13 protein-coding genes and 2 pseudogenes are annotated in these 13,972 nt (G+C 37.8%); 3 read left to right on the top strand and 12 right to left on the bottom strand.

All coding sequences use genetic code 11. The features are described 5' to 3' along the window. Positions 1-57 precede the first annotated feature (57 nt). A complete protein-coding gene (locus tag ACQKMH_RS01505; protein ID WP_427585760.1) occupies positions 58-1,494 on the bottom strand; it encodes a phospholipase D-like domain-containing protein in 1,437 nt (478 codons plus the stop codon). Positions 1,495-1,725: 231 nt separating this feature from the next. Between ACQKMH_RS01505 and ACQKMH_RS01500 the strand changes: the two genes are divergently transcribed. Then, the gene (locus ACQKMH_RS01500; protein WP_427585759.1) at positions 1,726-2,169 is read left to right on the top strand and encodes a hypothetical protein; all 444 of its coding nucleotides are present in this window, start codon (positions 1,726-1,728) and stop codon (positions 2,167-2,169) included. Positions 2,170-2,712: 543 nt separating this feature from the next. Here ACQKMH_RS01500 and ACQKMH_RS01495 read toward each other — a convergent pair. After that, positions 2,713-3,273, bottom strand: a complete 561-nt coding sequence (locus ACQKMH_RS01495; RefSeq protein ID WP_427585758.1) for a peptidoglycan-binding domain-containing protein — start codon at positions 3,271-3,273, stop codon at positions 2,713-2,715. A gap of 544 nt (positions 3,274-3,817) precedes the next feature. On the opposite strand from ACQKMH_RS01495, the pseudogene ACQKMH_RS01490 reads away from it, so the two are divergent. Next, positions 3,818-4,008 (top strand): annotated as a pseudogene (locus tag ACQKMH_RS01490) (alpha/beta fold hydrolase); the annotation flags it as partial. Between the two features lie 105 nt (positions 4,009-4,113). Continuing rightward, on the top strand, positions 4,114-4,746 hold the full coding sequence (locus tag ACQKMH_RS01485) for a DUF2238 domain-containing protein (protein WP_427585757.1): 633 nt from the start codon (positions 4,114-4,116) through the stop codon (positions 4,744-4,746). Positions 4,747-5,014: 268 nt separating this feature from the next. Here the strand turns inward: ACQKMH_RS01485 and ACQKMH_RS01480 are convergent, their stop codons facing one another. From ACQKMH_RS01480 to ACQKMH_RS01435, 10 genes and pseudogenes are all read right to left on the bottom strand, one after another. Next, a complete protein-coding gene (locus ACQKMH_RS01480) occupies positions 5,015-5,467 on the bottom strand; it encodes a DinB family protein (protein ID WP_427585756.1) in 453 nt (150 codons plus the stop codon). Between the two features lie 662 nt (positions 5,468-6,129). Further along, positions 6,130-6,279 (bottom strand): FbpB family small basic protein, encoded by a 150-nt coding sequence (locus ACQKMH_RS01475; RefSeq protein WP_427585755.1) that lies wholly within the window; start codon positions 6,277-6,279, stop codon positions 6,130-6,132. Continuing rightward, positions 6,272-6,439 (bottom strand): Fur-regulated basic protein FbpA, encoded by a 168-nt coding sequence (locus ACQKMH_RS01470; protein ID WP_230161365.1) that lies wholly within the window; start codon positions 6,437-6,439, stop codon positions 6,272-6,274. The genes ACQKMH_RS01475 and ACQKMH_RS01470 overlap by 8 nt, the downstream gene beginning before the upstream one ends. Continuing rightward, positions 6,360-6,971 (bottom strand): flavodoxin domain-containing protein, encoded by a 612-nt coding sequence (locus tag ACQKMH_RS01465; protein WP_427585754.1) that lies wholly within the window; start codon positions 6,969-6,971, stop codon positions 6,360-6,362. The genes ACQKMH_RS01470 and ACQKMH_RS01465 overlap by 80 nt, the downstream gene beginning before the upstream one ends. Positions 6,972-7,167: 196 nt before the next feature. Then, positions 7,168-7,771 (bottom strand): annotated as a pseudogene (locus ACQKMH_RS01460) (nitroreductase family protein). A 47-nt stretch (positions 7,772-7,818) separates the two neighbouring features. Then, positions 7,819-8,469 (bottom strand): DsbA family oxidoreductase, encoded by a 651-nt coding sequence (locus tag ACQKMH_RS01455; protein WP_427585753.1) that lies wholly within the window; start codon positions 8,467-8,469, stop codon positions 7,819-7,821. 292 nt (positions 8,470-8,761) lie between these two features. Further along, positions 8,762-11,797: an efflux RND transporter permease subunit gene (locus ACQKMH_RS01450; RefSeq protein ID WP_427585752.1), complete on the bottom strand. Its 3,036-nt coding sequence runs from the start codon at positions 11,795-11,797 to the stop codon at positions 8,762-8,764. Positions 11,798-12,211: 414 nt separating this feature from the next. After that, positions 12,212-12,397, bottom strand: a complete 186-nt coding sequence (locus ACQKMH_RS01445) for a hypothetical protein (RefSeq protein WP_230161374.1) — start codon at positions 12,395-12,397, stop codon at positions 12,212-12,214. Between the two features lie 211 nt (positions 12,398-12,608). Then, positions 12,609-13,307 (bottom strand): polysaccharide deacetylase family protein, encoded by a 699-nt coding sequence (locus ACQKMH_RS01440; RefSeq protein ID WP_427585751.1) that lies wholly within the window; start codon positions 13,305-13,307, stop codon positions 12,609-12,611. 209 nt (positions 13,308-13,516) lie between these two features. Then, positions 13,517-13,966 (bottom strand): ASCH domain-containing protein, encoded by a 450-nt coding sequence (locus ACQKMH_RS01435; RefSeq protein WP_427585750.1) that lies wholly within the window; start codon positions 13,964-13,966, stop codon positions 13,517-13,519. Positions 13,967-13,972: the final 6 nt, after the last annotated feature.

Raw genomic sequence — 13,972 nt, 5'->3', positions numbered from 1 at the left:
CTCTGCAAAAAGGCTAAAAAGACAACAATCCTTGATTGCTGTCCTTTTTATCATTATTCAAATGAACCTGTTGAGATATACTGTGATTTTCGAGAGGGCATTTAAAAAGGTGGCTTTAAAAAAAGACTGCTCCTTTTTCTGATCTTCAGGTGGTTGTATATATCGTTTCTTGTCCGCAACAAGTGTACTATCAGCGATTTTCGACTCGATAGCCCCTATCAATTGCTCCGCAAATGTTTCACTATCAATGACCACCATTGATTCTGTGTTTAAAAAAGCAGATCGTGAATCCAAATTGAAGGAACCAACTGCACTTAATCGTTGATCATATACAACCGATTTACCATGTAATGAATAAAGCTTCGAATATTCATAAAGCCTTGCCCCTGTCTCGACGATATCATCCCTAAGTGCCAAGTAACCGGAAAAAGCGATCACATTCGGGGTTGAAGTCACCGAGTTAGTGAGTATGGTCCAATCAGCCGTTGAATCCATTTTCTTCGGCACGTTCTCCTTCAACATATCGGCAGGAACAATATAGGGACTCTGGATGAATACTGACTTATTGGCTTCCGCTGCAATATCCACTAGAGATCGCCACACAAAAGGGTGTTTATAGAAACGTTCGATTGGATTATGAATGAAGGACACCTTTTTAGTAGCGGTTGTTGACGTGCTCCAATCGACGACTGGATTAACGAAATCGGCTTTCGTTTGCATCGCCTTGCTGTATTGACTTGATAATGCATCTCTTTCACGTTTTCCTTTTTCAGTTTGCCTTTTAGATAGGTCCGAAAAAACATCGCTCGTATACGGATGAGTCCATAATTCATTCAAATAGTCCTTCATATCATTGATTACACTATCTCTCTCCTGTTTAGCATTAAAAATGAGTACATCCCGGTCGTAAACAAAATCCTTTGGCGGTTGGTTTGCTAAATACTTATCGGCGATATTTCTGCCTCCGATGATGCCTAACTTCCCATCTACGGTCATGATTTTGTCATGAAGTCGATTGTGCCAGGTCCAAGGCTTAAAAGGTTTAAAGGTTTCATAATACCTTAATTCAATATTTTCATGCGAGGCCAGTGCATAACGGACACTGCTTAATTCTCCCCTCAGGCCATGGCAAATGCCGTCCAGAAGGATTCGGATCTTGACACCGCGGTCAGCAGCTTCGAGCAGTGCTCCCAGAAGAAGCTCGCTTGTTTCGCCCTTTGAAATAGAGTAGTAGGCAATGTCGATTGAATACTGGGCATCCTGAATCATTTGCATTCGGGCTAGTCCCGACTCATATCCGTCTTCGAGAAGCAGTACGCGATCCACGGTGGAGTCCTTCTCTCCCAAATATGAACGAATATGATTAGTCATCCTATCTTCTTCTTTTTCTTTAGGGAAGTAAAAAAGAACCACTGCCGTCGCCACTACATAAAGGAGATATAATAGAAGAACGATCAGGATTCCTTTCATCGCCATTTTTACAGTCACTGCCACAATCCCCCCTTTAACCGATATTTTAATACTATTCGTAATAAGTAAGGACTCTATTCAATATCCAATAAACCTCCATAAGATTGCCCCTTTGACTAGTTAGCCAGCGGGGCTTATTTCTACAGGAAAACGTCAATCCTGGGGGCAGCTTGGAATATTTATTTTTTCTTTTAAATGTGACAAAGTGGTGAACATGAAAGCAGTTGCATACTATTATATAGAAGGAGGGATTTCATGCTTAAACAACCGAATAGTATAAGTATCTTCAATTATTGTTTTCCATTAGGTGTTTCAGAGGTGTTCTTTTTATCCAGCTTTTATCTGTCCATTCTAGACGTTTCCTTATTTGCTTTAGCTTTACCATTTTCCGCTTTATTTCTAATGTTCTCCTTGTACCTATTCCTTCGAACTCACAAAACCGCAAAGACTTTACCCAATCAAGAAGAACGAAGAAGGGAAATTCATGCTTTCTATCATCAGTCATTCGGGATCTTCACGATCATTTTTTTCGTTTTACTTTTTGCCGCTTTAGCTTATATTCCCTTGTTGGAAAATGGAGGACATTTCTATCTTCTTTATTGTTTCCCGATGGCGTTATTATGTTTGATTCCTTCGATAGTTTCTTATAAAGGAATGAAATTATACAAACTGGAAACTGACAGTTCACTCAACGTTTGATATTACATCTGAAATGAACGGATTTTACCTCCGTTCATTCGAACTTCATATACTTTCTTCCATGTTTTTTAGTTGAATGTATAGGTAAAATGAGGATATAATAATGATAACTAACAAATATAAAAAAAAGACACTGGTTAAACCAGCGTCTTAATGAACAGCAAACTGCATAAAGAGCAGCGGCTTTCTGTGGTAAGTCAGTAGCTACTCAATCATGAAAGTAACCCTTTTCCTACATACATCTGGCCGGATGGTATGGAGGGGGTTACTTTTTTAATGTAACCGCGATTATTGCGACGATTAAAGAGGCGAATGAAATCATTAGCATCAGTCCGTCCATAATAGAAATCACCAGCGACACCCCCTTTCTGAAAAGGAGTGACCGCTGCCCACTATACCAAATTGCTGTCCATTTACTATTATATCTATATTTACATGTTATTTATAGCCAAAAATAGATGTATTTAGTCTTCTTATTATATCCATGCTTTACATAAAAAAAATCCCACATAAAGTGAGAACATTCTTTGCACGTATATCCCTTTATTGTTCCACTACACGGCCATCTTTATAAATGTGGAACCACCCAATCGTTCCTGTGCCACCTTGATCGATCCAATCTTTATTAGCAGCTTTAAAATTGTAATATGATTTTTCTTTGCCATCTTTCAGCAATCTGCCATCACCGCTGAATATGATCTTGTTACCCAGCTTCTTCTTCCCTAACGCAATCGCGTCTTTCTCCGTAAACTGTTTTCTTTCCACCTTATTTTCATCTAAAGCAGCCCATGTCCGCGGTCCGACGATACCATCTGAAGCCAAGTTATGATCCACTTGAAACTCCCTTACCACATTTTGTGTTTGGGTACCGAAAATACCATCAAAGCCTACATTATATTTAACATCTTTAAGGCTTTGCTGTAAATCTCTTACATAACTAGAACGTGAGCCCTTCCTGAGGGTCGGGCGCGTTTCCGCCTTCGTTTCGATTTTCTGGGTTTGACTGCCCTTTGATGCTGCGTGAGTAATTGATGATCCCGTTCCTAGTGGTGCCAATATCAGGGCAACTGTTGGAATAATGACCAATAATTTTTTCTTCAACACATATAACCTCCAATCATATGATCACTCCTGCAGGTTTCTGTCTCTTTCCTTGGAGCCCATTCATTATAACGTATAGAGTTACTTAATTGGTGTTTTATTACTTTAATTATAAAAAATGGTAAAAAATATCCATGGTATGCATTTCAAAAAGTCAGTATTTTGGAAACGCCGTTTATTTAAAAAATTAACCCCTAAAGGGGATTATTTTGATTTATTGATATTCTTGAATACCTACACCGACTGAAGCGACAACTGGTAAAATTTTATCCATATTTACCTTCATCAGAATCACCTTATTCATTATATTTTTGAACTATAATAATTTGTTCAAAACATTCAAGATATTTGTTACCAAAATGATTAGTAATAAAAACATGTTTTAAAGGGAAAATTCTTTCAGGAGGGATATTATACAAGCACTCTTCGAATCGGAATTTTACTTTTATGTAGCTAAAACCCAAACGCGCTTATCAAGTTATTCAATAGTATATCCATTCAAATTGACCTTTCTGATTAAAGATTGATTGAAAAATTATTGAGGTGAATATTCAAGCCATTGTTATATGTGGACGGCATTAGCTTGTATTATTCTGTTAAGGGAAAAGGGATTCCAATTGTTTTTATTCTCCTGTACTAACTAGAGTGAATTTCCAATACCAAATGGAGGAATTATCCAAAGAATTCAAAGTTATCACTTTTGATATTAGAGGTCACGGAAGAAGTCAGTATTCAAGACTACTGTTTGATTCTTTCGATTGCAAAAAAGAATCAACCAATCCATCAAGTACTATGTAGATAATTCCAATCTTTTACTATTGTTCATATCATAAATTTAATGGAGTGAAAAAATTGGGAAGAGATAAAAGTAAAACGATTCATTTATTATTACTATTGCTAGTTACTGCAATTTTGATTTGGTCAGTTATTAAGCCTGAAGGATACTTGATATGGACAATGGAAGTACTTCCTGCCGTTGTTTTTCTGATTTTTGTAATTGCCACATATAATAAATTCCGCCTCACTACATTATCCTATTTCGTTATTGCCGTTCTTTCAATTACCATGTTTATCGGTGCCCATTATACGTACTCAAAAGTGCCTCTATTTAATTGGATAAAAGATCATTACGATCTAAACCGAAACCACTATGATCGTTTTGGACATTTCCTAAAAGGTTTATTTGCGATTGTAATTAGAGAAATATTAATACGTAAAACTTCTCTAACAAAAGGACCCTGGTTATTTGCTGTCACATTAAGTTTTGCGCTTGCCATTGGAGCCTTATATGAAATCATCGAATGGCTAGCTGCCATCATTTCAAAAGGCGGTAAAGCTTCAAAAGAATTTTTAGGAACACAAGGTGATATTTGGGACGCACAATGGGATATGTCGTTAACATTAATCGGCTCTATTCTTGTATTGTTTACCTTGTCCAAACTTCATGACAAGCTGTTACGAAAAGTGACAAATTGAGAAGAAAAAGATGTAATAATGCGTCCGACCTACAAACAAAAACTGTAAAGAGCTTAAAGGAATTACAATCAGGACTCACTTAGCCTTTTCATATCAGTAATATAAGATATTCATTTCTGTAATGAATTTTAACGATGATCATCTTCCCTTCTTATCTAACAAGATATACGAATTACCTGCAAAATCTTTTCATATATATTCTTACATTCCCCTTTAAAGAAAGGCTCTGAAAAACGATAAATTAAAAAATAGTGACCTATATAGATCACTATTTTTTAATTAGTATTTGATTGTTAATATGATGTTCCATATGTTCTAGATAATCTTTTATTAGCCACTCCAATGATTTGAGTTGATTATTTCCTATATCACAAAGATTAGATAATCTATCATTTGGTGTATTCGTTATTATATGTATGATTTGCTTATTTAAAGTACAAAAAAGGTTAACGATCTCATCCATTGGTCGCTCTTGATAATTCTGGACTAATACCCATTGGCCTTGATTATATGATTGTATAACATATGGCTGTCCTTCGTACTGAATCCTGATAAACCTGTCCATATTGTTCAATGCAGAATCGCATAGATGTCCTAAAATCTCTTTTTTTGACCATTTGTGTGGCAATGGTCGATGATTCAATTCCTTTTCTGTCATCCGGTTGAACTCTTCAGGTATAAAACCTATCCAATGATTGATTCCATCTATTACATTTTCCATTGCAGTACTCCCCCTAAGTTTTTGCGTAAGGATTTTTATTCGGCAACCAACCGGAAAATCCCTTCTTTCAACTAATCTGTACGGTTTGTTGAATATGGAAAACAACAGCTTTCAATAACAGACCCAAAAGAAAAAAACCGAAATTCAAAAAGAGGATTTCGGTTCAAATCAAACTATAGACAAACTCGAAGAAAAGCGAGTTTTCAATCTAATAGGGGGTTCATCCCATATAAAACAGTAAAAAATCATGGAGTATAAATTAGTCTTAATCAAGGGGCGGGACCAGCCTACAGTTTTTTCTTGAAAAAATGCCAGTTGATTGGAACGGAGGGTACGAGACTCCTGCGGGAGTACGCGTCCAAGGGAGACCCCACAGGCGCAAAGAGCGCCGAGGAGGCTCCCGGACCGCCCGCGGAAAGCGAGTGCCTGGAGTGGAAATCAACGTTCATAAATTTTACAAACCCTCAAAAAACGTTCCAGTCGTTTTCAGAAATCCGCCCCTTTACAGTAAAAAACATGGAGTATATCCCAGTCTTGTTTAGAAATTCGGGTAATCATTACCTCGATAAAAACGTGAAAGGGATTGAGACCCTCCGAACCACATTTTGTCGACACACTGAACTTAAATCAAAAAATGGATTTCGGTTTTCATTTTTAACCAATCATGATTGTACTTGCTTCTTCTTTTTTATATCAACAATTGCTTTTTGATCAATTTTTGTATAGATCCGTTCCAACTCCATTTTGTCACGCAAGAGAAGTTCACGGTTTTCGTTGAGCAGTACATTATAAGATTTCCTTTTCCTAGACATTTTTCAATCCACCTCTCAAGTGATTGAACTCCTTCTGCAGGACGACAATCGGTAGCTCGTATAGCTGTTTATTATATTTTTTAAATATCCCGAATTTCAGAAGTTCTTGTATAAGTTCCTCTTTTTTTGCTTCTGCCTTTGTACTTAATTGGGTAATCATCAAGAGCCCTCCTTAACAAATATGCAGACTTTTGGTATTTTGGGTTGCCCAGCATCCGATTCCATAAGAAAAATCGCCATTTCTTCCTTTTGCTTCCCCATATAAGCGCCTGATCCGCAAAGACTTCACATTTCCTTATTTCGTCATATGTTGTGCTTTCCTGGTGAGTTTTCCATACTCGATCATAGACATCAAACCCATATTCCTTCATTTTATCGGAAAGAATATGTATAGCAGCACAAGGTTTCGGATGGTTCAAGTCGCCGGCACCAAAGAATGCGACTTTTACTCCATGAAAATCCACTTGGCTAATTTCTTCATAAAATTCGTTTGCTTCATATGGCAAATCCTCATGATTCCATGTATATAAACCAATAAAGGCTAAATCAAAATCCTTCAAGGTATCTACTTCTACTGTATCCAATCTTTCCATATATACTTCACAGCCAACAGCCTTCATTCTATTCTTAATGTTTATCGCCATTTTCTCGGTATTACCGGATAAACTGACGTAGCCAATGAATACCTTCATCTATATCACCCCTCTAATTGAGAATCACTTTCAATATACCTCCACTATAAATGAAAATGATTCTCATTGTCAATTATAAAGCGCCACAATCACGAACAATAAAGTTTCATTCAACAAAAAAAAGCCCGTTTTACTCGGTTAAAAGTAAAAAGGCTCGGATTTTTATAGATTCACAGTTTATACTTCATAGTTTTGATTAATAAAATTTCACGACATCTTCAAAAGATAAGAACGTTTTCTCTCCAGGTTGTTCATTCGGCTCACCAAATGGCATTTGCGCGATTAAACTCCATTTCCCTGGAATATCCCAAGTTTTCTTCACTGCTTCATCAATAATTGGATTATAGTGTTGTAAAGATGCCCCAATGCCCTCTGCTGATAACGTCATCCAAATGGCATACTGCAACATGGCACTTCCTTGATGGGACCAATATGGAAATTGTTCTTTATAGGATGGTGCTTTTTCCTGCATTTTCTCTATTGTTTCTTGGTTTTCAAAGAAAAGAATGGTACCTACTCCATCACGAAAACCTTGTAATCGTTCTACTGTTGCAGCAAAGCTCTCTTCTGGAACGCGAGAGCGAAGGGTTTCTTTTACTATATCCCAAAATTTTTCATGTTCGTCATCCATCATTACCACCACTCGTCCACTTTGCATATTAAATGAAGTTGGTGCATGTAAAGCGGTTTTTAAAACTTCATTCATTCTTTCCCCTCGTAATATTTTCGTTCTTTTTCAACTTACGAATGGAACGGCGATTTATGATTGCATCTTTTATTGTTGTTGTAGTTGCTGTCATTTTGATTCCTCCAAATTATGTTTAATAAAATGATATTCAAACCGGTATTAGCAATTCCCCTTAACCTCACATTGCAAGCCTTCAAATTCATTCTGTTTATTTTTTGCTTCTTCGTTTTCAATGACTTGTGCTAACCTTTCTTTACTAGCTAGTCCTTGAATCACTTCATCACCAATGATAAACGTTGGGACAGCCCTGATGTTTGCTTCTTCGTAAGCATGTTTAAGAGCTTGTTGGTGCACTTCCCGATACTTTCGTGACACTAACGCTTCTCTAAAAGCATCCTCAGGAAGTTCAACTTCACCCGCTAATTTTGTCAATACTTCAATATCTTCAATATTTTGCTCCTCTTGAAAAAATGCCGCAAACACTCTGTTGTGGAACTCACTCCCTTTACCATGCGCCTTTGCAAAATGAACCCCCTCAAAAGCCAAATGTGTATATGGATGTGGAGAAACACGTGGCAAACGCATATCTACCCCGAGCTTTTTTGCTGTAGGAAGGATATATGCATCCCATGAATTCAACTTATCTGGTTCTTTCAATGGATCAATTTTGGAATATGGACTTGGACGCAGTTCAAATGGCATCCATTCTACTTCCACATCTTTTTCCTTTGCGATTTCGTCTAAAGGACCTTTACCTAAAAAACAAAATGGACATATAAAATCAGAATAAGCTTTAATTTTTACAGTCATAATATATTCCCTCACTTTATGTCATTAGCTCTCACTTGTAACCAAATCAGTTACAATGGAGAGTAAAAAAAATATGCTTCTATACAATCTAGATTGCATTTGAACCTCAAATTCACTGTGCTGCTTTGAGATGATATGGGTATGTGAAATCATCTCTGCTGTAATCATTTTAGTTACAGGTTAGATGGAAGTCAACCATTTTTTGAAAAAACTTTAAAAAGTATGCCTGCCAATAAAAAAAAGTTTGTAGAGAAAGCGTTGCTTTCTCTACAAACTTTTTGATTAAGCTCCCTTACATCTCGACGTTCTCGCTTACAGGTGCTCTCTTTTTCTTTCTTTGTTTTTTCGATTTTTTAAAATATAGTAATTCATATATACACGGAATGACGATAAGGGTGAGCAATGTAGAAACTGCCAGCCCTCCGATGACAACGATGGCTAAGCTTTGTGAAACCAGGCTTCCTGTTTCCGCCTTTTTATATAAAAGAGGCAGCATGGCACAAATGGTGGCGACAGCCGTCATAATGATCGGACGAAATCTTGTAGCTGTCGCTTCAATGATCGCATCTCGGATAATCATCTTTTCTTCGTTTTGCTTAACCCGATCGAGAAGCACAATTGCGTTTGTCACCACAATCCCGATTAACATGAGCGCACCCAACAGCGCGGTAATATCCACTGGAATTCGGCTGATGACCAAGCCTAACACGGCTCCGATCGCAGCGAACGGCAATGAAAATAAAATGGCGATCGGTGCTTTCATTGATTTAAATGTTATAACCATGATCAGAAAGACAATGCCTATGGAAATTAACATCGTCAGGAACAAGTCTGTAAAATCATCAGTCTGCTGAGCGCTTGCTCCACCCACATAAATATCCACATCTTTCGGAATATCAAGGCCTTTGTTCTCCTTGTCTCCAAATATCTCAAGATTTACTTTGCTTGCAATATCGGAAAGTTTAGTCGGATCGACTGTTGCCGTTACTTGAAGATACGTGTCTCCGTCTTTATGGAACTGGGTTGTTGCACTCTCTTCGCTCTTTATAGAAGCAACTTTTGACACCGGCACTAAACCGCCATCTGTCATGATGGGAATATTTTTTAAATCATTCGGTTTTTTAGGGTCCAAGACAGGTTCAAGGACAACAGGTGTCTGCTTATCCTCTAACGTAATATTGCCGATAGGGGTTTTATTAAGCATGATGCCTAATTGTTGGCCTATTTGTTCTGTATTGCCTTTAGATGGATCTACCTTGAATGAATAAATGGTTTTCTTTTCGTCTTGGTTCGTTGTAACGTCTTCAATTCCTTTAATATCTTGAATATTTCCTTTGATCTTATTGGCTGTCAGTTCCAAATCTTCAACATTGCTGCCAATCACATCAATCGTAATGTTCGTCTTGGATGCCCCCATCATAAATGAAGAAGCGGTGGTTGTTAGCTTCGCATCAGGATAGCTATCTTTTTGCTTTTCGATTTCCCCCAAGATTTTATCTATGTTTTCCTTGTCCTTCACCAAGATACCGAAAGTCGCCTCTGTAGGTGATGTGACAGCACCATATTGAGCCGCTTCGGCTGAGTTTCCTAGTTGCATGAAAACATTCTCCGTTTCACGCATATCTTGAATGGTTTCCTCAAGTTCTATCGCTTTTTCTTTTACTTCATCAAAGGGCTTATCATTTGGATAAGTTAACGTCACGGAGACATAGTCAGCTGAAGAATTATCAATCGCCCCTTTTGGCATGGCAAAATATGTACCAACGGAACCGACAAACAACAGCAACGCAACAATCAAGACAACCCATTTATGGTTTAGTGACCAGGTAACAAGCTTCGTAAAACGCTTGGCTGGCCGATGTTTTGGCAGCTTCGCTCTTTTCAGCAATCCCGCACTCATTAACGGAACAACGGTTAATGCGACAATTAAAGAAGCCAGCAAAGAATAAGTGACCGTTAAAGCGAAGGGCAGCAGAAATTCTTGAAGCCCTCCGTTCAATAAAGCTACAGGCAAGAAAACGGCTACAGTAGTAAGGGTGGAAGCTGTTATCGCCACTCCTACCTCTTTTGTTGCGTCCAATACCAATTGGATTGACATCTTTTCCTGCTGCAATTTCCGGAAAATATTTTCAATAACGACAATACTATCGTCCACCAAGCGACCGATCGCTACAGCAACCCCGCCTAGCGTCAGGATATTCAGCGTAACTCCCGATAATGACAGCAAAAATAACGTAAAGCCAAGAGATAACGGGATGGATATGATCGTAATGAAAGTAGACCGTACATTTCGTAAAAAGACCATAATCACTATGGTGGCAAATAGTGCACCAAGCAGCACTTCTTTAACCATCGTCTGAACAGAAGTTTCCACCATATCAGCTGTGGACAAATAAATGGTTGAATTCTGTTCACCATACTTTTTGTTAATTTCTTTTGTTACCTTTTCTACTTCTTTACTGATTGTGACAGCATTTGATTGACTGTCCTTGATAATGCTAATATCGATGCTTTCTTTTCCGTTAAAACGGCTGATTAGATTACCATCTTTCGCTTCATCAACTTTTGCTATCTCTCCAAGTTTGACTTTTGAAGTGACCTTCAGCGCTTTTAATTTATCAATACTTGTTAAATCCCCGATGACCTTAATATTACTTGCCTTCCCATCAATCACCTTTTCACCAACGGCGAGAGCTGTATTCTGACCGTTAAGGGCGCTCATGACGTTTTGAATGGAGACTTTCTTTTTAGCCAGTTGTTCATTATCCACTTTGACGGAAAGAACAGATTGGGAAACTCCAAATGTCTGTACATCCGAAACTCCTTTAATATCTTTATATAGAGGCTCTAATTCCTTCTTCGTAAAGTCTATATTTTTTGCTGTTAAACCGTCCTTAAAAGTCACAGCTATAAATGATATCGGAATCATTGAGGTATTAAGCTGTGTAACAGTAGGCTTTGCAATGCTTTGTGGCAACGCTACATTGGCTAAGGCCTCTTGAACATCAAGTTTTGCTTGTTTCATATCCGATCCCGATTCAAAGAATAGATCTACTTTTGAAAATCCATCTCCAGTGGTGGAGTAGATTGAACTCTTTCCTTTTACTCCCGTAACAGCATTTTCAATCGGATCTGTAACCTGCGTTTCCATCGTTTTCGAATCAGTACCCTGCCCCATTGTGACAATCGTAACCTGTGGATTATCCGCGGATGGTAAAAATTCCATCGGCAGTTTAAAATAACTAACAACTCCTATCAATAAAATAAAGATTGTTACCAATGAAACGGCAGCCTTGTTCTTAAATGACCACTTAGTAAAAAATTCCACGTGCACATCACCCCTGATTTTAAATTAAAGAAAATAATTCCATTTTAAATATTACCATATATTACTAACATGAGTGTATAGAAATTATAACTTTTAACCTAGATTTATTGAGCAGTTAACGTATGTAGCTACAGACAAAAGTATGTTTGATGTTAAGTTGCATCATACTAAAGTCTGGAGTGTTTCATCTCCATCCCTTCTAATTCGAAAAGGCTGAACAGTCTGATAGCAAAATTGCCCCTCCTGCAAACATACTGAAAAACCTTACATGGAGAACAATTAACAAAGGTGAAAGAATTTCGATATAAATACAAAGCATTTGGCTTGGCAGAACCATGCCTTTTGCCTTTTGCCTTTTGCCTTTCGCTCCAAATAAAAAAGGCTGCCGCAGCAGCCTCAAGTTTCAAAACTTTGTTACTTGTAACCTTTTAAAAAAAGCATAATGATCGCCAATATGATCAGACCAATAAACAATAAAGGCCCGATTCCTGAACTATACACAAAGTATACAGTGATATTGCGGAAAGCCATCACAACAAGGAATAGGAGTAAAAGGATACTTAAAATAATGATCAGAGCGGTATTTTTATTCCGATACAACGTAACCAGCCCCATTATTAAAACTTTATTTACTCGAAGGAATATCACGAAAACATGCCCCACCACATCATTCCGTTAAGAAACAATATGCCGCCCACATTTTGTACTATTCAGTATATCGTTAAATATTTCCCCTTCACAAAGCGGGATAATAAAAAAGGGTCGCCGCAGCAACCCGATTTCCCCATAAGGTTCATAAGGAAAATGAAACCTACATCTCTTGAAGTTCATTGACCGTTACAAACGTATATCCTTCGTTCGTTAACTCTTGTAAAATCCCTTCAATCGCCTGGAGTTCTTTACCCGTATCATCATACATCGGATGCATCAGGATGATTGACCCAGGTTTTATTTGTTCCTTCACATACTTCACTTTGTCAGATGCGTAAGTGTAATAGCTATCTGGTTCCAGATTCCAGGTAATCGTCTCTCTATCATTTTTGTTTAAATAATAAGGCAAACCTGCAATCTTTTTCCCGTTTGGTGGCCGAACGTCAATTTCACCCTTATATCCCGCGTTTCGAATTAATTTATCCGTTTTCTCGATCTCCGTTTTGATATAGGTGGGCGATTTAAAAACCATTCGCCTATGGGAATACGTATGATTTCCAATCTGATGTCCTGCTTCCGCTATTTTTCCAGCTTCGTTTGGGTACTTTACGATTTCGTTACCGATCAGGAAGAACGTAGCCTTCACATCGTATTTATCCAATAACGGAAGGATCTGATTTACATTCTTCGAAGGACCATCATCAAAAGTCAAAGCGACCACTTTTTCTTTCGTCTCGACTTTATCCGTTAATCCGCCGAATACCTGATATGTCCTCGAATTCATTAATTTATATGTACCCAGTAATAGAAGGAAAACAATCAGGATCACAAATCCAATAAATGTCAGTTTCTTTTTCATGACTAGGACCTATCTTTCTATAAGTTTTTTAATCCAATGACCTATTATAGCAAATCACTGAACGTTTCAACTTTATATTAACACCAAAAAGAAATGAGGTTGCCACAGCAACCCCATTTTAAACTAATCTCTCATAATCTAGGAAGTCTATTTTACAGTTCAACAGGTGATTATCCTTTATTTTGATCTACCGAACGAACCACCTACATTCACTTTACATGTATCAATACAAAACGCTCACACACAAGCAGCATATCTTCTTTAAAGGTGTGGACGATTTTGTCCAGTGCTTCTTTAAAAAATTTTTCATGTGCATCCCACCAGTATGTATATGTTCGATCGCCTTCTCCTTCAGCAATGGCAAACTCTTCACTCACTTCATTCATGGGCAATACTTCGACTTTCACTGTTTGTATGATGGCTAAGGGCTCATCCTCACTGCTCAAAATAATGCTGTAATCACCCACGGATGGTAATGGTTCATTTTCCGTTTCATAAAAAACATACCCAGAGCACGTAGCCGTTTTTTTCCCATCCATCACTAATTGAGCCAAATGATCGGGATCGGCCCCGAATTGCCATGCACTGACTGCCTGGGGTTTTTCTTCGTCTTTCCCCTGCCAAAATTCATTCCAATATAATTCCGCTTTGACATTCATTCTATG

The organism is Peribacillus sp. NPDC097895, assembly GCF_050277555.1.
In the GTDB taxonomy this organism is placed as follows: Bacteria; Bacillota; Bacilli; order Bacillales; family DSM-1321; genus Peribacillus.
Note: the sequence above shows the minus strand (reverse complement) of the source record. Positions and strands in the feature narration are given on the sequence as shown.